The 19,117-nt window shown below is 58.8% G+C and carries 16 protein-coding genes; 8 read left to right on the forward strand and 8 right to left on the reverse strand.

Annotated elements, in window-relative coordinates:
• The first annotated feature begins 8 nt into the window (after positions 1–8).
• The 4 genes from aceF (at position 9) to yacL (ending at position 7,144) form a co-directional block, all read left to right on the forward strand.
• Positions 9–1,904, forward strand: a complete 1,896-nt coding sequence (aceF, locus tag JS46_RS08145; protein WP_033749518.1) for a pyruvate dehydrogenase complex dihydrolipoyllysine-residue acetyltransferase — start codon at positions 9–11, stop codon at positions 1,902–1,904.
• Between the two features lie 298 nt (positions 1,905–2,202).
• Entirely contained in the window at positions 2,203–3,627 is a 1,425-nt protein-coding gene (gene lpdA / locus JS46_RS08150; RefSeq protein ID WP_033749657.1) for a dihydrolipoyl dehydrogenase, read from the forward strand.
• 403 nt (positions 3,628–4,030) lie between these two features.
• Positions 4,031–6,628 (forward strand): bifunctional aconitate hydratase 2/2-methylisocitrate dehydratase, encoded by a 2,598-nt coding sequence (gene acnB, locus JS46_RS08155; RefSeq protein ID WP_096073871.1) that lies wholly within the window; start codon positions 4,031–4,033, stop codon positions 6,626–6,628.
• Between the two features lie 153 nt (positions 6,629–6,781).
• Positions 6,782–7,144, forward strand: coding sequence for a protein YacL (yacL, locus tag JS46_RS08160; RefSeq protein WP_033749520.1), 363 nt, complete (start codon positions 6,782–6,784; stop codon positions 7,142–7,144).
• 1 nt (position 7,145) lies between these two features.
• On the opposite strand, the gene JS46_RS08165 is transcribed toward yacL, so the two are convergent.
• Together JS46_RS08165 and JS46_RS08170 are read right to left on the reverse strand one after the other, a co-directional pair.
• Positions 7,146–7,574, reverse strand: a complete 429-nt coding sequence (locus JS46_RS08165) for a type II toxin-antitoxin system VapC family toxin (RefSeq protein WP_033749521.1) — start codon at positions 7,572–7,574, stop codon at positions 7,146–7,148.
• Positions 7,571–7,825, reverse strand: a complete 255-nt coding sequence (locus JS46_RS08170; protein ID WP_033749523.1) for a type II toxin-antitoxin system Phd/YefM family antitoxin — start codon at positions 7,823–7,825, stop codon at positions 7,571–7,573. The genes JS46_RS08165 and JS46_RS08170 overlap by 4 nt, the downstream gene beginning before the upstream one ends.
• 179 nt (positions 7,826–8,004) lie before the next feature.
• Here JS46_RS08170 and bla point away from each other — a divergent pair, with 179 nt between their 5' ends.
• Positions 8,005–8,871 (forward strand): class A beta-lactamase, encoded by an 867-nt coding sequence (bla, locus tag JS46_RS08175; protein ID WP_033749524.1) that lies wholly within the window; start codon positions 8,005–8,007, stop codon positions 8,869–8,871.
• A 51-nt stretch (positions 8,872–8,922) separates the two neighbouring features.
• Here the strand turns inward: bla and JS46_RS08180 are convergent, their stop codons facing one another.
• From JS46_RS08180 to JS46_RS08195, 4 genes are read right to left on the reverse strand one after another with little or no spacing between them, the layout of a single operon-like run.
• Positions 8,923–10,242 carry an MFS transporter gene (locus JS46_RS08180; RefSeq protein WP_033749525.1) on the reverse strand — a complete coding sequence of 440 codons (1,320 nt, stop codon included), beginning with the start codon at positions 10,240–10,242 and terminating at the stop codon, positions 8,923–8,925.
• A gap of 42 nt (positions 10,243–10,284) precedes the next feature.
• Positions 10,285–11,238, reverse strand: coding sequence for a phosphoglycerate dehydrogenase (locus tag JS46_RS08185; protein WP_033749527.1), 954 nt, complete (start codon positions 11,236–11,238; stop codon positions 10,285–10,287).
• Between the two features lie 59 nt (positions 11,239–11,297).
• Positions 11,298–12,182, reverse strand: a complete 885-nt coding sequence (locus tag JS46_RS08190) for a dihydrodipicolinate synthase family protein (protein ID WP_033749528.1) — start codon at positions 12,180–12,182, stop codon at positions 11,298–11,300.
• Positions 12,183–12,192: 10 nt separating this feature from the next.
• Positions 12,193–13,341 (reverse strand): iron-containing alcohol dehydrogenase, encoded by a 1,149-nt coding sequence (locus JS46_RS08195; protein ID WP_033749529.1) that lies wholly within the window; start codon positions 13,339–13,341, stop codon positions 12,193–12,195.
• Between the two features lie 189 nt (positions 13,342–13,530).
• Here JS46_RS08195 and JS46_RS08200 point away from each other — a divergent pair, with 189 nt between their 5' ends.
• From JS46_RS08200 to JS46_RS08210, 3 genes are read left to right on the forward strand one after another with little or no spacing between them, the layout of a single operon-like run.
• A complete protein-coding gene (locus JS46_RS08200) occupies positions 13,531–14,790 on the forward strand; it encodes a four-carbon acid sugar kinase family protein (protein WP_033749530.1) in 1,260 nt (419 codons plus the stop codon).
• A complete protein-coding gene (locus JS46_RS08205) occupies positions 14,783–15,763 on the forward strand; it encodes a D-threonate 4-phosphate dehydrogenase (RefSeq protein WP_033749531.1) in 981 nt (326 codons plus the stop codon). The genes JS46_RS08200 and JS46_RS08205 overlap by 8 nt, the downstream gene beginning before the upstream one ends.
• 6 nt (positions 15,764–15,769) lie before the next feature.
• Entirely contained in the window at positions 15,770–16,531 is a 762-nt protein-coding gene (locus tag JS46_RS08210) for a DeoR/GlpR family DNA-binding transcription regulator (RefSeq protein WP_033749533.1), read from the forward strand.
• 862 nt (positions 16,532–17,393) lie between these two features.
• Here JS46_RS08210 and speD read toward each other — a convergent pair.
• Together speD and speE are read right to left on the reverse strand one after the other, a co-directional pair.
• Positions 17,394–18,203 (reverse strand): adenosylmethionine decarboxylase, encoded by an 810-nt coding sequence (gene speD, locus JS46_RS08215; RefSeq protein WP_033749534.1) that lies wholly within the window; start codon positions 18,201–18,203, stop codon positions 17,394–17,396.
• On the reverse strand, positions 18,190–19,071 hold the full coding sequence (speE, locus tag JS46_RS08220; protein WP_033749535.1) for a polyamine aminopropyltransferase: 882 nt from the start codon (positions 19,069–19,071) through the stop codon (positions 18,190–18,192). The genes speD and speE overlap by 14 nt, the downstream gene beginning before the upstream one ends.
• Positions 19,072–19,117: the final 46 nt, after the last annotated feature.

Here is a 19,117-nt window from a genome sequence, read left to right on the forward strand (position 1 = left end):
AGAGAGTAATGGCTACTGAAATTAAGGTACCGGATATCGGGTCTGATGAAGTTGAAGTCACCGAAATTCTGGTGAAGGTTGGCGACAAGGTGGAAGCCGAGCAATCGCTGATCACCGTAGAAGGCGACAAAGCCTCTATGGAAGTTCCTTCGCCGCAGGCAGGCGTAGTGAAAGAGATCAAAATCGCGACCGGCGATAAAGTCGAAACCGGCTCCCTGATTATGATTTTTGACGCAGAGGGCGCGGCGGCAGACGCTGCGCCAGCGGCGGAAGAGAAGAAAGCCGAAGCCGCTCCGGCGCCGGCGGCCGCCTCTACCGCAGCCAAAGATGTCAACGTTCCGGATATCGGCGGCGACGAAGTTGAAGTCACCGAGATCCTGGTGAAAGTCGGCGATAAAATCGAAGCTGAGCAGTCGCTGATCGTCGTTGAAGGCGATAAAGCCTCGATGGAAGTGCCTGCGCCGTTCGCCGGCACGGTGAAAGAGATCAAAATCGAAACCGGCGCGAAAGTGAGCACCGGCTCGCTGATCATGGTCTTCGAAGCGGAAGGCGCAGCGCCTGCCGCGGCACCGAAGCCAGAGCTGAAAGAAGAGGCGACCTCAGCACCGGCGGCAACCGCTGGCGCGAAAGAGGTGAACGTGCCGGATATCGGCGGCGACGAAGTCGAAGTCACCGAAGTGCTGGTGAAAGTCGGCGACAAAGTTGAAGCCGAGCAGTCACTGATCGTCGTTGAAGGCGACAAAGCGTCAATGGAAGTGCCCGCGCCGTTTGCCGGCACCGTCAAAGAGCTGAAAGTCTCTACCGGCGATAAAGTGAGCACCGGCTCGCTGATCATGGTCTTCGAAGTGGAAGGCGCGGCGAAAGCCGAAGCGCCGAAGCAGGAAGCCGCGCCCGCTCAGGCTCCGGCCAAAGCTGAAGCGCCTGCTGCACCGGCAGCGCCGAAAGCTGACGCGAAAAGCGACTTCGCCGAGAACGACGCCTATGTGCACGCGACGCCGGTTATCCGTCGTCTGGCGCGCGAATTCGGCGTTAACCTGGCGAAGGTGAAGGGCACCGGCCGTAAAGGCCGCATTCTGAAAGAAGACGTGCAGAGCTACGTGAAGGACGCGGTGAAACGCGCTGAAGCGGCGCCGGCTGCCGCTGCCAGCGGCGGAAGCCTGCCTGGTCTGCTGCCATGGCCGAAAGTGGACTTCAGCAAGTTCGGCGAAGTGGAAGAGGTGGAGCTGGGCCGCATCCAGAAAATCTCTGGCGCTAACCTGAGCCGTAACTGGGTAGTTATCCCGCACGTTACCCACTTCGACAAAACCGATATCACCGACCTGGAAGCGTTCCGCAAGCAGCAGAACGCCGAAGCGGAGAAGCGCAAGCTGGACGTGAAGTACACCCCGGTGGTGTTCATCATGAAAGCGGTCGCGGCCGCGCTGGAGCAGATGCCGCGCTTCAACAGCTCGCTGTCGGAAGATGCGCAGCGCCTGACGCTGAAGAAGTACATCAACATCGGCGTGGCGGTCGATACGCCGAACGGTCTGGTGGTTCCGGTCTTTAAAGACGTGAACAAGAAAGGCATCACCGAGCTCTCTCGTGAGCTGATGGCGACCTCGAAGAAAGCGCGCGACGGCAAGCTGACCGCCAGTGACATGCAGGGTGGCTGCTTCACCATCTCCAGCCTTGGCGGCCTCGGCACCACGCACTTCGCGCCGATCGTCAATGCGCCGGAAGTGGCTATCCTCGGCGTCTCCAAATCGGCGATGGAGCCGGTCTGGAACGGCAAAGAGTTTGTGCCGCGCCTGATGATGCCGATCTCCTTGTCCTTCGACCACCGCGTGATCGACGGAGCTGATGGTGCGCGTTTCATCACCATCATCGGCAATATGTTGTCCGACATTCGCCGTCTGGTGATGTAAGCACAATCAAGGCCGGCAATCGCCGGCCTTGTTGTAAAGATTCGTGGCATCGCGGTTTGCAGTTTGTTAACAATTCTGTAAACTCTTGCGGTGATAAATGTCCCGGTGGAGCAAAGGACATCGTGAGCCTGTTTCGTCAGGCGTACCTGGCGCAGTCAGTTGTTGACGCCCAGCGCGCAGAACCCGCAGCGTACTCAAGATACGCAAGGCGCCGCGCACTGCCCGGATGCAAGTGGCCGACCAGCCTGATGAGAAGCGCTCTACGTCTGACCCGCCGGATCACAACTAAGAGGTCATGATGAGTACAGAGATTAAAACCCAGGTCGTGGTACTTGGGGCTGGTCCTGCAGGTTACTCTGCAGCCTTCCGTTGCGCTGATTTAGGTCTGGAAACCGTACTGGTAGAGCGTTACAGCACCCTCGGCGGTGTCTGTCTGAACGTGGGCTGTATCCCGTCAAAAGCGCTGCTGCACGTTGCTAAAGTGATCGAAGAGGCGAAAGCCCTGGAAGAGCACGGCATCGTGTTTGGTCAGCCCTCTACGGACATCAACAAAGTCCGCACCTGGAAAGAGAAGGTGATCAACCAGCTGACCGGCGGTCTTGCTGGCATGGCGAAAGGTCGTAAAGTCAAAGTGGTTAACGGCCTGGGCAAATTCACCGGTGCAAATACTCTGGTTGTGGAAGGAGAAGGCGGCGCGACCACCATTAACTTCGACAACGCTATTATCGCGGCCGGTTCTCGTCCGATCACGCTGCCGTTTATTCCGCACGACGACCCGCGCGTATGGGACTCTACCGATGCGCTGGAGCTGAAAGAAGTGCCGGAGCGCATGCTGGTGATGGGCGGCGGTATTATCGGTCTCGAAATGGGTACCGTTTACCATGCGCTGGGTTCGCAGATTGACGTGGTCGAGATGTTCGATCAGGTTATCCCGGCCGCCGACAAAGATGTGGTGAAGGTCTTTACCAAGCGTATCGCGAAGCAGTTCAATCTGATGCTGGAAACCAAAGTTACCGCGGTTGAAGCGAAAGAAGACGGCATCTACGTCACCATGGAAGGCAAAAAAGCGCCAGCCGAACCGCAGCGTTACGACGCGGTGCTGGTGGCGATCGGCCGCGTGCCGAACGGTAAAGGTCTGGATGCCGGTAAAGCGGGCGTGGAAGTGGACGATCGCGGCTTTATTCGCGTCGACAAGCAGATGCGCACCAACGTGCCGCACATCTACGCTATCGGCGATATCGTCGGTCAGCCGATGCTGGCGCATAAAGGCGTGCATGAGGGCCACGTGGCGGCAGAAGTTATCGCCGGCATGAAGCACTACTTCGATCCGAAAGTGATCCCGTCAATCGCCTACACCGAGCCGGAAGTGGCATGGGTAGGCCTGACCGAGAAAGAAGCGAAAGAGAAGGGCATCAGCTACGAGACGGCGACCTTCCCGTGGGCGGCCTCTGGCCGTGCTATCGCCTCTGACTGCGCTGACGGCATGACCAAACTGATTTTCGACAAAGAGACGCATCGCGTCATCGGCGGCGCGGTTGTCGGCACCAACGGCGGCGAGCTGCTGGGCGAAATCGGTCTGGCGATCGAAATGGGCTGCGATGCGGAAGATATGGCGCTGACTATCCACGCGCACCCGACGCTGCACGAGTCGGTGGGCCTGGCGGCTGAGATCTTCGAAGGCAGCATCACCGACCTGCCGAACCCGAAAGCGAAGAAGAAGTAAGTTTTTCGCTGGTTCAGAGAAAGCCTCCGAAAGGGGGCTTTTTTATGGGCACCGCCATGCGATACCCCATAACCCAGACAGCGACAGGCGCGAAAACCCGCCTGCAAAAAGTTATACCTTCGGCGGCAGGGCTGCTACGCCGCACCTGCACGTGCGCTATGCAAAACTTCGCGGTTGACCCACGCGGCTCTGACGTGACGCCCGCTCACCCCAGCTAGCCCATAAACCCCAAAACCGCACTTTTTTACCCTGTTAATTATGTTGTGTTTTTGTAAACAGATTAACAAACAGCCTGAACCCTGCTATGCTGCCCCACGCGGAACCGGGCACCTTACCCTACTCATGGAATGCTTTGTCACCAGGGTGCACCGGAAACCCATACAATGTGAGCGAGGAGAACGTCGTGCTAGTAGAATACCGTAAGCACGTTGCCGAGCGTGCCGCCCAGGGGATCGTACCTAAGCCGTTAGATGCTTCCCAGATGGCCGCGCTGGTTGAACTGCTGAAAAACCCGCCAGCGGGTGAAGAAGAATTCCTGACCGATCTGTTGGTCAACCGTGTCCCACCCGGCGTTGATGAAGCCGCCTACGTTAAAGCGGGTTTCCTTGCCGCGGTGGCTAAAGGCGAAACGACCTCTCCTCTGGTATCCCCCGAAAAAGCGATTGAACTGCTGGGCACCATGCAAGGCGGTTACAACATTCATCCGCTGATTGACGCGCTGGACGACGCGAAGCTGGCGCCGATTGCCGCCAAAGCGCTGTCGCACACGCTGCTGATGTTCGACAACTTCTACGACGTTGAAGAAAAAGCGAAAGCGGGCAATACCCATGCGCAACAGGTCATGCAGTCCTGGGCGAATGCCGAGTGGTATCTGTCACGTCCCGAGCTGGCAGAAAAAATTACCGTCACCGTGTTCAAAGTGACCGGCGAAACCAACACCGACGACCTCTCTCCGGCGCCGGATGCATGGTCTCGTCCGGATATTCCACTGCACGCGCTGGCGATGCTGAAAAACGCCCGTGAAGGCATCAATCCGGATGAGCCGGGCAACGTCGGCCCGATCAAACAGATTGAAGCGCTGCAGGCCAAAGGCTATCCGCTGGCTTACGTCGGCGACGTCGTCGGCACCGGCTCTTCCCGTAAATCAGCGACTAACTCCGTACTCTGGTTCATGGGCGACGATATTCCGAACGTCCCGAACAAAAAGGGCGGCGGTCTGGTGCTGGGCAGCAAAATCGCGCCAATCTTCTTCAACACCATGGAAGATGCGGGCGCGCTGCCAATCGAAGTTGACGTCGGCGAGCTGAACATGGGCGACGTGATTGACGTCTACCCGTACAAAGGCGAAGTGCGCAATCACGAAACCGGCGAACTGCTGGCCAGCTTTACGCTGAAAACCGACGTACTGATCGACGAAGTACGCGCCGGCGGCCGTATTCCGCTGATTATCGGCCGCGGCCTCACCAGCAAAGCGCGCGAATCGCTGGGCCTGCCGCACAGCGACGTCTTCCGTCAGGCGAAAGACGTGGCGGAAAGTACGCGCGGCTACTCGCTGGCGCAGAAAATGGTCGGCCGCGCCTGCGGCGTTGATGGCGTTCGTCCTGGCGCTTACTGCGAACCGAAGATGACCTCGGTAGGTTCTCAGGACACCACCGGCCCGATGACGCGCGACGAGCTGAAAGATCTGGCGTGCCTCGGCTTCTCCGCCGACCTGGTAATGCAGTCGTTCTGCCACACCGCGGCCTATCCGAAGCCGGTCGACGTCAATACGCACCACACGCTGCCAGACTTCATCATGAACCGCGGCGGCGTCTCGCTGCGCCCGGGCGACGGCGTGATCCACTCATGGCTGAACCGCATGCTGCTGCCGGACACCGTCGGCACCGGCGGCGACTCGCATACTCGCTTCCCGATCGGCATCTCCTTCCCAGCCGGTTCTGGCCTGGTGGCCTTTGCCGCCGCGACCGGCGTGATGCCGCTCGATATGCCTGAATCCGTGCTGGTGCGCTTTAAAGGCAAAATGCAGCCAGGCATCACGCTGCGCGATCTGGTGCACGCTATTCCGCTGTACGCCATCAAACAGGGTCTGCTGACCGTTGAGAAGAAAGGCAAAAAGAACATCTTCTCTGGCCGCATCCTGGAGATCGAAGGTCTGCCGGATCTGAAAGTCGAGCAGGCGTTCGAACTGACCGACGCCTCGGCCGAGCGTTCAGCGGCGGGCTGTACCATCAAGCTGGATAAAGCGCCGATCATCGAATACCTCAGCTCCAACATCGTGCTGCTGAAGTGGATGATCGCGGAAGGCTATGGCGATCGCCGTACGCTGGAGCGCCGTATCCAGGGCATGGAAAAATGGCTGGCGGATCCGCAGCTGCTGGAAGCGGACGCCGATGCCGAATACGCGGCGGTGATCGAGATCGATCTGGCCGATATCAAAGAGCCGATCCTGTGCGCGCCGAACGATCCGGATGACGCGCGTCTGCTCTCTGACGTGCAGGGCGAGAAGATCGACGAAGTGTTTATCGGCTCGTGCATGACCAACATCGGCCATTTCCGCGCGGCAGGTAAACTGCTCGACAGCCATAAAGGCCAGCTGCCGACCCGCCTCTGGGTGGCGCCGCCGACCAAGATGGATGCGGCTCAGCTGACCGAAGAGGGCTACTACAGCGTCTTCGGCAAGAGCGGCGCGCGTATCGAAATCCCGGGCTGCTCGCTCTGCATGGGTAACCAGGCGCGCGTGCAGGACGGCGCGACGGTGGTCTCTACCTCGACGCGTAACTTCCCGAACCGTCTCGGTACCGGCGCCAACGTCTACCTGGCATCGGCTGAACTGGCCGCGGTCTCGTCGCTGCTCGGCAAACTGCCGACGCCGGACGAGTACCAGCAGTTCATGGCGCAGGTGGATAAAACCGCCAGCGACACCTACCGCTACCTCAACTTTGACCAGCTGGATCAGTACACCGATAAAGCGGACAATGTGATTTTCCAGACTGCGGTCTGAGTGACTGACTAAAAACCAAAGGGGCGATAATCGCCCCTTTTTCTTTTGCCTTTTCCCCGCAATAATGTCGCCCCGATCTCACTTTAGCGTTGATGATGCGCACACACTATTTTGGTGCGGATTCACTCGCGTCATTAACCAAAGGGTTAGCCCATGGAATACGAATTTTTACGCGATCTCACCGGGCAGGTGAAAGTACGCATGTCGATGGATCACGAAGCGGTGGGCCACTGGTTCAACGAGGAAGTGAAGGAAAACCTGGCGCTGCTGGACGAGGTTGAAGCTGCGATGCGCGGCATCAAGGGCAGCGAGCGCCAGTGGCAGCGCATCGGCCACGAATATACGCTGTGGATGGACGATGAAGAGATCATGATCCGCGCCAACCATCTCGCCTTAGAGGATGACGGGCTGGAAGAGGGCATGAACTACTACGACGAAGAGAGCCTGTCATTCTGCGGCGTGGAGGATTTTCTCGCCGTAATGAACGCCTACCGTCAGTTTTTACAGGGACGCTGAGTCAGCGCGGCCATTCCCAGGGATTAAGCAGCTGCGCGCCCATGCCGGTAAAATCCTTCACGTTGCGCGTGACCAGCACCATATCGTGCTGCCAGGCGATGGCGGCAATAATGGCGTCGTTCGCGGCACGTTTATCCGGCACGTGCAGCCGGGCGCAGTAGCGCGCCGCTTCTGTTTCAAAAGGCAGAATGCGATCGCTGAACTCTGTCAGCACCGCCGTTTCAAACCACTCTCGCAGGCGGGCAGCCTGAGCAAGCTCGCGACGCGCCACCTGAGCAATGCCTTTCTCTATCTCCATAATGGCGATCGCCGAGATAAACAGATCGCCCGCATCGACGCTATCGGTCCACGCAGACACGGCAGGATCGATCGCGCGCGTGCGCGCCTTGCGCAGCTCGGAAATTACGTTGGTATCCAGCAAATATCTCATGACAAATCGACGTCCCTGAAGCCGATGTCGCCGCGTTCCGGCGCAAAGTCGATCGCCGCCACATCGGGCATCGCCAGCGCGTCCTGAATATTGCGACGCGTGCCGGTCAGTTTTTTATATGCCTCGAACGTCAGTAAAACGTGGGCGGGTTTGCCGCGATCGGTAATGTAGACCGGGCCTTCCTCTGCCGCTTTTTTCGCGTTCGACACCTGCTGGTTAAACTCTCTGCTCGACAGCGTGAAAATTTTCATCGCGCGACTCCTGATTTGTAGTGACGTTGCTACATTTTGACCGGGCCGGGCATTTTTTCAACTACCAGCAGAGCGAATATACCGCTGACAGGCTGAGTTAACGACTTTGCGGTTTAAGCTTTGCGTAGCGGCACGCAAAAGGGCAAGCTCTGTGGAACCCTACATTAAGGACAATCATGATGTTTTCTTTAACAAAACTTCTTGCCGCTTCGCTGCTGTTCAGCGCCGCGCTCGCTCAGGCTTCGATAAACGATGAGGGTCTGGCGGACGTTGCGCAGCAGGAAGAGCAGGCGCTTAAGGCGCGTATCGGCATTGCCGTCATCGATACCGGCGCGGAAAGCGTCGCCAGCTATCGCGGCAACGAGCGCTTTCCCCTTAACAGCACGCATAAAGCGCTGCTGTGCGGCGCGCTGCTCAGCGCGCAGGAACAATGCAAACTGCGGCTTACGGAGCGCACGCAGTTCGATCGCGCCGCGCTGGTCACCTATTCGCCGGTAACCGAAAAGTTTGTCGCGCCCGCCGGGATGAGCTGGGGGCAACTCTGCGAGGCGGCTATCGGCTACAGCGATAATACCGCGGCGAATCTGCTGGCGAAAAAACTGGGGGGGCCAGAGGCGGTGACGCGTTTTTTCGCCGATCTGGGCGACAAGGTCACACGGCTCGACCGCTTCGAGCCTGAGCTAAACAGCGCCGTACCGGGCGATATGCGCGATACCACCACGCCGCTGGCCGTCAGCGAGACGCTGCAAAAGCTGACGCTGGGAACGGCGCTGACGCCCGCTTCTCGCGCGCAGCTGCTGCAGTGGATGCGCGACGACAAAGTGGCGAATGCGCTGTTGCGTTCTGTTTTACCGGCTGGCTGGTCTATCGCTGATAAAACCGGCGCAGGAGAGTATGGCTCGCGATCGATTATCAGCGTGGTATCGCCGGAAAACGGCAAGCCGCTGATTATCGCTATCTATATTACGCAAACAGAGGCGACGCTTGCGCAGAGTAATGCGGCAATCGCCCGCATCGGCAAGACGATTTTCGCCGCCGCGCGTTAGCCGGAAAAAGAAAAAGGCGCCTCACCATCAGCGCCTTTTTACTCGCGCCTGTCAGACGCCGCTGGCGACCGCCTGCGGCTCCTGCGCCTTCTCTTCATCCACAATCGGCTCAACCTTGCCCATCAGGAACAGATAGTTGAGGATGCCGATCACCACCAGCACGGCGGAGAAGACCAGCGCCCAGGTAAAGTTGCCGGTGGCGCCGACAATGGCGCCGGTAATAATCGGGCCGACCGCGCCGCCCATATTCGACACCGTGTTCTGTAGCCCGGCGACAATAGAGACGCTGTTCTTCGGCGCGACATCGCCCGGCAATGCCCAGACCTGCGAGGCGGCGACGGTGGTGCCCGATTTAGCGATACAGAGCAGCAGCACCGTCATAAATACCGATTCGGTAAAGGGCGCGAAACCGATACAGAGCGCCATCAGCAGGCCAATGGTCAGGAAGAGCTTGCGCGTGGCGGTCAGCGACAGCACCTTTTTATGCACCATGCGATCCGACGCCCAGCCCGCCAGCACCTCGATCACCATGCCGCAGATCAGCGGCAGCGCGGCGACGAAACCCATCTTCAGAAAGTCCATGCCCTTGTCTTTTACCAGGTAGGTCGGCAGCCAGGTAATAAAAAAGTAGGAGGTGTAGTTGATGGTGAAAAAGCCGATGCACATTGCCCAGATATTGCGGTAGCGCAGCAGCCTGTACCACTTCATCGGACGTACGCCTTTCTCGCCGTGCTTCTGCGCCTGGCCGTCGCGGATCAGCCGCACTTCGTTCTGATCGATCTTTTTATGATCTTCCGGATTCTCGGCGTAGATAAAATACCAGGCGATCACCCAGAACAGGCCGATGGCGCCGATAACCAGGAAAGTGATGCGCCAGTCCACCATGGCGATCATCCAGACGATCAGCGGCATCGCCACCGCGCCGCCAAACTTCGAGGCGCTGTCGAACAGCCCCGATACGGTGGCGCGCTCGCGATCCGGGAACCAGCGCGCGGCAATGCCTGCGTTGCTGGGATAGGCGGCCGCTTCGCCGACGCCCAGCGCCAGGCGCAGTGCCAGCAGCGATTTAAAGCCGGTCGCCAGTCCCATCGCCATGGTGGCGATCGACCACCAGCCGACCGCGATGCCGAGCCCTTTTTTCTGACCGAAGCGATCGGCGAACCAGCCCGCCGGGATTTGCAGCAGCGCATAGGACCAGAAGAAGGCGGCCATAATCAGGCCCATCATCTCCGGGTTGATCTCCAGCTCGGTGATCAGATGCGGCGCGGCGGCGGAGAGCACCGTCCGGTCAATATAGTTAATGGCGACTGCCAGCCACATCAGGCCAGCGATCCACCAGCGAATTTTGGTCGAGCGCAGCGTAGGGTTCATCATTATTTTCCACTCGAATCAGGTTGCAGGCGAGGGCGGCGCTTATGCCAGCCCGTTCATGACGTTTACCGGCCGCTCGCCCTGACGGACGCACTGCACAATCTGCGCCACGCAGCGTTCGCCGATGGCGCTGATGGCGCCGTCGGTGTAGCCGGCGATATGCGACGTCGGGATAAAATTCGGCAGGCTAAACAGCGGATGCGAGGTCAGCGGTTCCTGGATAAAAACGTCGGCCGCCGCGCCGGCAATCACGTTGTCCTGTAGCGCATGGAAGAGATCCTCTTCATTCACGACGCCGCCGCGCGAGACGTTAATCAGGAAGGCGCGCTTCTGCATGCGACGCAGGCGCGCGCCGTCGAACAGATTGCGCGTCTCGTCGGTCAGCGGCGTATGCAGCGTGATGAAATCGCTCTCTTCGGTGAGCTGGTCGAGGCTGACAAAAGTGACGCCGTGCTCGGCGGCAAAGGCCTCGTCAGGATAGAAATCAAAGGCGATAACGCGCATGTTGAAGCCTTTCGCGCGCAGCGCCACCTGCTTGCCAATATTACCCAGGCCGACAATACCCAGCGTTTTGCCGTAGACGTCGGTGGCGAAGATACGCGGCCAGCCGCCCGCGCGCGTTTCCATCACTGCCTGGGTCAGCTGGCGCGCGGCGTTGAGGATCAGCGCAAAGGCGAAGTCGGCGACGGCGTGCTTGTTGGCGTCCGGTACGTTGGTGACGTAGATGCCGCGCGCGCGCGTGGCGTCGAGATCGATATTATCGACGCCGACGCCGTGCTTGCAGACGATCTTCAGCTGCGGCGCCTGCGCCAGCAGCGCCTCGTTTACCTCGGTAAAGGCGACAATCATCGCCACGGTCTCTGGCAGATGCGGCGCCAGCGCTTCAGGCGTCGCGTCGGCGGGCAGGGTCACCAGCTCTAAGCCGTGCTGTTTCAGGGTATCGATCGGCGTCGTGTCATATTTAGCGAACGACGGCGAGGTGCAGATTATTTTCATCGCGTTTCCCGGTGTGTAAGTCGAACTGGCAAGGGCAGCAACGGCTGCCCTGACGGCCGTTACTTCAGATACTGATTGACGACCTGACGGATTTTTTGCTCTTCGTCGGCGCTGAATCGCACCGCATAACGGCTGTCGCCGACGTCGTAGCCCAGCAGCGAAACCGCTTTCTTCACCGCCGCCGGCGAGAAGCCGATGCTGTAGAGATCGGTGCGCAGGCCGGTCACGTTCTCCTGCGCCGCGCGCGACCCCTCGATATCGCCTGCGTTGAAGCGCGCCCAGATGGCGTTGATCTCTTTAGGCGCGGCGTTGGCCAGGCCGGAGATACAGGCGGAGCAGCCGTCGACGAAGCCCTGATGGATCAGCGAGTCCGGCCCGTTGAGGACGTCGAAGTTATCGATGCCTTCCGCCGCCTTAATAAAGCCGCTCAGGCTTTCATAGCTGCCCGCCGAGTCTTTGATGCCGATAATGTTGGGGTGAGACGCCAGGGTACGTACGGTTTCCGGCTGCAGCGTGTTGCCGGTGCGCGCCGGAATGTTGTAGAGAAACAGCGGCACGTCGAGCGCGTCAGCCACCGTCTGATAGTGATAGATCAGCTCGTCCTGCTTAAGCGGCACGAAGTAGGGCGTGATCACCGATACCGCATCCACCCCGAGCTTCGCAATCTGCCTGCCGAGACGGATAGTTTCGCGTGTTGAAATTTCGCCAATATGCGCGACAACCGGCGCGCGGCCGTTCACTTCATCAACGCAGGTTTCGGTAACTGCGATCTTCTCCTGCTCGTTGAGCACAAAGAACTCGCCGTTGGTGCCGCCGCAGAAGATGCCGTTGCCCGCATCCAGCTGGCGTTTTACCTGTTCGCGCTGGGCTTCAGGGTTATAGGCGCCTTCCCGATCGAAACAGGTGACGATAGCGGTCAATACGCCGGTAATTTTCTGGCTCATACAATCCTCTTTATTCCTGATGTGAAGGAAACAGCGTCAGGTAGACGTCGCGAACGTCATGCGCGCTGACGGCAGCGGGCACGTTCTTCATCAGACGCTGCACGTCGAGCGCCGCTTCCACTAAATAGGGCAGGTGATCCGGGCCGATGCCAAGCTCTTCAAGGCTAGCAGGCAGCTGCAAACGTTTAACCAGCGCGGTGAAATAAGCCACCAGCGCGTGCGATTTGCTCTCGTTATCCAGCGAGGTATCCGCATCCGGCAGCAGATCGTAGGCCTGAGCGAATTTGTTCACCGCGGCCGGCCGCACAAAGGCCATGCAGGGCGCCAGCAAAATGGCGTTGGCGACGCCGTGCGGCAGATGATATTTGCCGCCCAGCGGATAGGACATGGCGTGCACCAGATGCGTGCCTGCATGGGCGATCGCCGCGCCGCCGTAATAAGAGGCCCACAGCATATCCAGCCGCGCCTGCAGGTTGTGCGGCTCGGCAACGGCGGTTTCGAGGCTGGCGAACAGCTTTTTCATGCCGATCAGCGCGTAGTTGTCGCTTACCGGGTTCGACACCGTGGCGGTGAAGCATTCAATCAGATGACAAAGCGCGTCGATGCCGGTCGAAGAGGCGATATGCGGCGGCATGCTGGTGGTCAGCTCCGGCACCAGCGCCACAAAATCGGGCAGCATCACCGGCGAGATAATGCCGACTTTGGTTTCGCGCTCCGGGATCGCCAGAATGGCGTTCGGCGTCGCTTCCGAGCCGGTACCTGCGGTGGTCGGGATCAGCAGCGAGGTGGTGCGCGCGGTCGGCTTTTCGCCCGCCAGCAGCGCCTCCAGCGACGGGGCATTGTCGACGCACAGCACCGACAGCAGCTTGGCGACGTCCAGCACGCTGCCGCCGCCGACGCCGATCACCAGATCCACATCGCGCGTAGGCAGCGCCGCCAGCACCGCGGCGACGTCGTGCTGGCTCGGCTCCGGCGGCACGCTGTTAATCACGCTGACGCTGGCGATATGCTGTTTCAGCTGAGCGATAAGCGCCTGCACCGCCGGAATGGTTTCAATATTTTTGTCCGTCACCAGCAGCGCGCTGGCTTTTCCTTTCAGCAGATAGCTAATGTCGTTCAGCGCCTGGAAGCCGCTAATTACCGTGCTGTTGATATTCATCTCATACCCTTATTACTACGAAGCTGGAGCGAATGATTAGGTTTGCTCATAGTGGTGCGATTTCTGTCACTTGCTGTGGGTCAATTTATAGGACATATCGATTTCGATTAATTTGATCTTGCTCACATATAATCAATCATGATTGAATATAATCATTCACAGCGGCATACCGCCGAATCAGGAGAGAAGATGACGCAGAGGTCATGGAAAACGCCAGTGCTGGTGATAGCCGATGACTTTACCGGCGCGAACGACGCAGGTAGCGGACTGGCGCAGGCGGGTGCTCGCGTGCATGTCCTGTTCAGCAGCGAGACGCCGCTGGATAGCGCCGCTGCCGACGTCTGGGTGATCAGCACTGACAGCCGCGCCGTCAGCCCCGCAGAGGCAGAGGCGCGTACCGAAGCGGTGGTGCGTCAACATCAGGCTTTTATCGCCCAGGGCTGGCTGTTTAAAAAGATCGACTCCACGCTGCGCGGCAATATCGGCGCCGAAGTGCGCGCCGCGCTGGCCGCCAGCGGCAAAAAGCGGGCGCTGATCGTGCCCGCCGTCCCTCGGCTGGGCCGCGTCACGCGCCGCGGCGAAGTGCTGGTGAACGGCGTGTCGCTGACCGAGACCGAATACGCCAGCGATCCGAAAACGCCGGTGATCAGCGCGCGGGTATTAACGCAGCTCGGGATCGCAGGCAGCGAGATCGATCTCGCCGCGCTGCGCAGCGATCGTTTTGCCACGCTGCTGGCGGAGCAGCAGGGCGCGGTGGTGATCGATGCGGAAAGCGAGAGCGACATCGCGCTTATCCTGGCCGCCGCCGCGCAGCTTGACGAAACGCCGCTGCTGGTCGGCGCGGCCGGACTAAGCGATGCGCTCGGCGCACAGCTGGCGGCACGCAACTCCGCGCCGGTACTGGCCGTTATCGGCTCGATGAGCGCCAGCGCCCAGCAGCAGATTGCGCGGCTGGCGGCGCAGCGAGATATCGCGCTGGTGGATATCGATATCCGCCAGCTGTTTGAACGCCCTTGCTGGCCGAGTAGCGCGCAGTGGATGGAGCAGGCGCTCGCCGCGCTGCGCAATGGCCAGCATACGGTGATCCGCACCTGCCAGCGCGCCGATCAGCGCCATGAGATCGACGCGCTATGTCAACAGCAGCAGATCACGCGGCAGCAGCTTGGCGAGGCGATTTGCCAGTTTCTGGGCGAACTGACCCTGAGGCTTTGCCGCGCGCAGCGCCCGGCCGGGCTCTATCTCTCCGGCGGCGACGTGGCGATTGCGGTCGCGCAGGCGCTGGGCGCCAGCGGCTTTCAGATTCAGGGCATCGTGGCGGGCTGCGTGCCGCACGGCGTCCTGCTTAACAGTGAATTTACCCTGCCGGTGATGACCAAAGCGGGCGGTTTTGGCGACGAAAACACCCTGGTAGCAGCCATTCGTTTTATTGAGGAGAAGTCGAGTGAGTAAAATTATTGCGGTGACCATGGGCGATCCGGCGGGCATCAGCCCGGAGATCATCATCAAAGCGCTGGCGGAAGGCGATCTTAACGGCGCGCCGGCGGTGGTGGTGGGATGCGCGGCCACATTGCGCCGCATCCTTGCCCTGAATATTACGCCGCAGGTCGAGCTGCGCGTGCTGGATAGCGTAAAAGAGGCGCACTTCGCGCCAGGTATCGTCAACGTTATCGACGAGCCGCTGGCCGATCCGGAAGCGCTCAAGCCAGGCGTGGTGCAGAAGCAGGCGGGCGATCTCGCCTGGCGCTGCGTGAAGCGCGCCACCGAGCTGGCGCTGGCGGGGGACGTTCAGGCTATCGCCACCGCGCCGCTGAACAAAGAGGCGCTGCACTCGGCGGGCCATCTCTATCCTGGCCATACCGAGCTGCTGGCGCATCTGACCGATACCAAAGATTACGCGATGGTGCTCTATACCGATAAGCTGAAGGTGATACACGTTACGACGCATATCGCGCTGCGCAAGTTTCTCGACACCCTGAACCGCTCGCGCATTGAGACAGTAATTGGCATGGCGGACACCTTCCTGCGCCGCGTCGGCTTTGAGAAGCCGCGTATTGCGGTAGCGGGCGTTAATCCGCACGCTGGCGAAAATGGCCTGTTCGGCGACGAGGAGATCACCACCGTCGCGCCTGCGGTGAAGGCGATGCAGGCGCAGGGCATTGAGGTTTTCGGCCCCTGTCCGCCGGATACGGTGTTCCTGCAGTGTCAGGAAGGGCAGTATGACATCGTGGTGGCGATGTATCACGATCAGGGGCATATCCCGCTGAAACTGCTTGGCTTTTACGACGGCGTCAATATCACTGCCGGTTTGCCGTTTATCCGCACCTCTGCGGACCACGGCACCGCTTTTGATATCGCATGGACAGGTAAAGCGAAGTCTGAGAGCATGGCGATCTCCATTAAACTCGCGATGCAGCTAGCATAGGGAAATATGAAGGGACAAAGTCGCCTTGACCAGATTATGGACTATCTGAAAAGCCATAATCTGGTGACTGTTGATCAGCTGGTGAGCGCCATTTCCGCCTCGCCAGCAACCATTCGACGTGATTTGATTAAGCTGGATAAAGAAGGGGTGATTAGCCGCAGCCACGGCGGCGTCACGCTGAACCGTTTTATTCCGGCGCAGCCCACCACGCTGGAGAAGATGCAGCGTAACCTGGCGGAGAAGCAGGCTATCGCCCACCACGCCGCCACCTTCGTACAGTCGGGCGACGCAGTAGTGCTGGACGCCGGCACCACCATGCTGGAGCTGGCGCGTCAGCTGACCCATTTGCCGCTGCGCGTCATTACCGCCGATCTGCATATCGCGCTGTTTCTCTCGGAATTCAAACAGATTGAAGTGACCATTATCGGCGGCCGCATCGACGACTCGAGCCAGTCGTGCGTCGGCGAGCACGGGCGCCGCCTGTTGCGCAGTATCAATCCCGATATCGCTTTCGTTAGCTGCAACTCCTGGAGTCTGGAACGCGGCATCACCACGCCAACGGAAGAGAAGGCCGGGCTGAAGCGCGATCTGCTGGCGAATGCGCGCCGCCGCATCCTGCTGGCGGACAGCAGCAAATATGGCTCCTGGTCGCTGTTCTGCGCCGCGCCGGTGGATGAGCTGACCGATGTGGTGACCGACAGCCGGTTAGACGACGATGTCTGCCGCACGCTGCGCGAGCGCGGGATTGCGCTGGCGCTGACGGATTAATATTGCTGGCAATTTAACTGGCACGCGCCGTATCCGCTCTTTACTTGCTGGAATAAGAGTGAAGGGTGGGGGACACTGCGCGCGCTTATTAGGGATGAGCGTGATTAAGCGCTGTGCGGATAAGTGCGCTACTGCTGTTTGTTGTGAGAGTAAAGAGCATTTCCCACCTCAGGCTTGATTTTTGAGTGCTTCTCTAAACCCTTTTTTTTGCAGTTTTTTATAACTTATTGAAAAATAAGGTCGGTTTTTGCATGCTAAATAAAAGGGTTAAAGCCGCGCGAATGCGTTTTTTTGCTGGGATATGAGTAGCTTAGTTTGGTAAGGTAACAGTTCACTGCCGTACAGGCAGCTTAGAAACTCGAATCTGTACCAGCTCAACGTTAAAAAACTGTTCACTGCCGTACAGGCAGCTTAGAAACGAACAAGTTCGCCCCGCCCCTTTGGGGTAGCGTTCACTGCCGTACAGGCAGCTTAGAAACTTCCCATTTATTCACAAGCCGTTAAGTAATCAGTTCACTGCCGTACAGGCAGCTTAGAAATGAGTCCGACCATCGTGGCGGCTTACTCCAGCGTTCACTGCCGTACAGGCAGCTTAGAATAATGCAAGCGGCGAATACACAGTCATTTCTGCGTGCACTGCCGTACAGGCAGCTTTAAAACGAAATAGCTGACGTCGGTGCGCCGCTGCTGGGTTCCCTGCCGCACAGGTAGCTTAAAAAATCAGCCCCTAACCGACGGGCCCGAAACCCCCGTGCACTGCCGTACAGGCAGCCTCAATCCTGCCCGCAGCCCCATAAAACTAAAACCCCAAAGCCAAAAAGCGCGCGCCTGCCGTCATTGCCAGGCATCGCGCGCCTAATCATTAAAACGTTTTTAATCCCACCGCTGGAATATTGCGGCCGTAGTAAATCTCGCGCATCTCCTTCCACAGCAGGTCGGTAATGCGCTTATGTTCCGCCGGGCTGAGATCTTCAGGACGGGTATTGAACAGATAGTGCTTCAGGTCGAACTCTTTCAGCAACATTTTGGTGTGAAAGATATTTTCCTGATAAACGTTCACATCCACCATGTCATACATCGCCTTCATATCTTCCGACATAAAGTTCTGGATGGAATTGATCTCATGGTCGATAAAGTGTTTCACGCCGTTCACGTCGCGGGTAAAGCCGCGCACGCGATAGTCGACGGTCACAATATCGGACTCCAGCTGGTGGATCAGGTAGTTCAGCGCCTTCAGCGGGGAAATCACGCCGCAGGTTGAAACTTCGATATCCGCGCGGAAGGTGCAAAGACCGCCTTCAGGATGGCTTTCCGGATAGGTGTGCACGCAGATATGGCTCTTATCCAGGTGCGCCACCACGGAGTTAGGCAGCGGACCGGGATGCTCCGAATTGTCGATATCTTTTGGATCGATCGGCTCTTCGCTCACCAGAATGGTGACGCTGGCGCCCTGAGGTTCATAATCCTGGCGCGCGATATTCAGCACGTTGGCGCCGATGATCGAGCAGGTTTCCGTCAGGATCTCGGTCAGACGAGTGGCATTGTACTGCTCGTCGATATAGGCGATATAGCCATCGCGTTCGGCTTCAGTATTCGCATAACAAATATCGTAAATACAAAAACTCAGGCTTTTGGTCAGGTTGTTGAAGCCATGCAGTTTAAGCTTTTGCAATTTGGTTCACCTCCTTATAAAGGGCGTTCAGCAGGTACTGCGGTAGCGCGAAACTACCGACATGGATCGCTGGATTGTAGTAGCGGCACGGCAGGCCAGCCTCAGCGAAACGCGCCTGCAGTGTGGCGAGATCGAGCTGACGCAGCGCCGGATTATCGCTCGCCCAGGCGAAGGTCATAATGCCGCCGTAGTAGGTCGGTATCGCCGCCTGATAAAAACTGACGTCAGCGAAATAGTGGCTGAGTTTACGATGGCTGTTGATCGCCTCTTCCTGCTGCAGAAAGCAGACGCCGTTCTGCGCCACGAAAATCCCGCCGGGATTGAGAGCGTTTTTACAGCCCGCGTAAAATTCCGAGGTGAACAGGCTCTCGCCCGGACCGACAGGATCGGTGCAGTCGGAGATGATCACGTCGAATTTTTCCTGCGTCTGGTTGACGAAGTTTACGCCGTCGTCGATCACCAGATTGAGACGCGGATCCTGATAAGCGCCCTGACTGTGATTAGGGAGATATTGCTGGCAGAAGGTGACGACGCCGGCGTCAATCTCCACCATCGTAATGCTTTCCAGCTGCTGATGACGCGCCACCTCGCGCAGCATCGCGCCGTCGCCGCCGCCGATAATCAGCACGCGCTTCGCCGCGCCGTGCGCCAGCAGCGGCACGTGCGTCATCATTTCGTGATAGATGAATTCGTCGCGCTCGGTGGTCTGCACCACGCCGTCCAGCGCCATTACGCGGCCCATCTGCGCGTTTTCGAAGATGATCAAATCCTGATGCGCGGTCTTTTCCCGGTACAGCTCTTTGTCGACCGTGAAATATTGTCCGAAACCGGCATGAAGGGTTTCATACCACATTTCTTTTTGCGCCATGGAGGGCTCCTCTCTGATGACTTCGCCATGAAAAAGAGCGACACAT

Origin of the sequence: Pantoea sp. NGS-ED-1003 (assembly GCF_000738765.1) — a bacterium.
Classification (GTDB): Bacteria; Pseudomonadota; Gammaproteobacteria; order Enterobacterales; family Enterobacteriaceae; genus Pantoea; species Pantoea septica.

What these genes read in the sequence shown, in the direction of transcription:
- aceF (WP_033749518.1), top strand. Translation starts at nt 9, where the DNA reads ATGGCTACTGAAATTAAGGTACCGGATATCGGGTCTGATGAAGTTGAA.
- JS46_RS08180 (WP_033749525.1), bottom strand. Translation starts at nt 10,242, where the DNA reads ATGAACCCTACGCTGCGCTCGACCAAAATTCGCTGGTGGATCGCTGGC.
- lpdA (WP_033749657.1), top strand. Translation starts at nt 2,203, where the DNA reads ATGAGTACAGAGATTAAAACCCAGGTCGTGGTACTTGGGGCTGGTCCT.
- JS46_RS08165 (WP_033749521.1), bottom strand. Translation starts at nt 7,574, where the DNA reads ATGAGATATTTGCTGGATACCAACGTAATTTCCGAGCTGCGCAAGGCG.
- JS46_RS08210 (WP_033749533.1), top strand. Translation starts at nt 15,770, where the DNA reads ATGAAGGGACAAAGTCGCCTTGACCAGATTATGGACTATCTGAAAAGC.
- yacL (WP_033749520.1), top strand. Translation starts at nt 6,782, where the DNA reads ATGGAATACGAATTTTTACGCGATCTCACCGGGCAGGTGAAAGTACGC.
- JS46_RS08185 (WP_033749527.1), bottom strand. Translation starts at nt 11,238, where the DNA reads ATGAAAATAATCTGCACCTCGCCGTCGTTCGCTAAATATGACACGACG.
- JS46_RS08195 (WP_033749529.1), bottom strand. Translation starts at nt 13,341, where the DNA reads ATGAATATCAACAGCACGGTAATTAGCGGCTTCCAGGCGCTGAACGAC.
- JS46_RS08170 (WP_033749523.1), bottom strand. Translation starts at nt 7,825, where the DNA reads ATGAAAATTTTCACGCTGTCGAGCAGAGAGTTTAACCAGCAGGTGTCG.
- bla (WP_033749524.1), top strand. Translation starts at nt 8,005, where the DNA reads ATGTTTTCTTTAACAAAACTTCTTGCCGCTTCGCTGCTGTTCAGCGCC.
- JS46_RS08200 (WP_033749530.1), top strand. Translation starts at nt 13,531, where the DNA reads ATGACGCAGAGGTCATGGAAAACGCCAGTGCTGGTGATAGCCGATGAC.
- speE (WP_033749535.1), bottom strand. Translation starts at nt 19,071, where the DNA reads ATGGCGCAAAAAGAAATGTGGTATGAAACCCTTCATGCCGGTTTCGGA.
- JS46_RS08190 (WP_033749528.1), bottom strand. Translation starts at nt 12,182, where the DNA reads ATGAGCCAGAAAATTACCGGCGTATTGACCGCTATCGTCACCTGTTTC.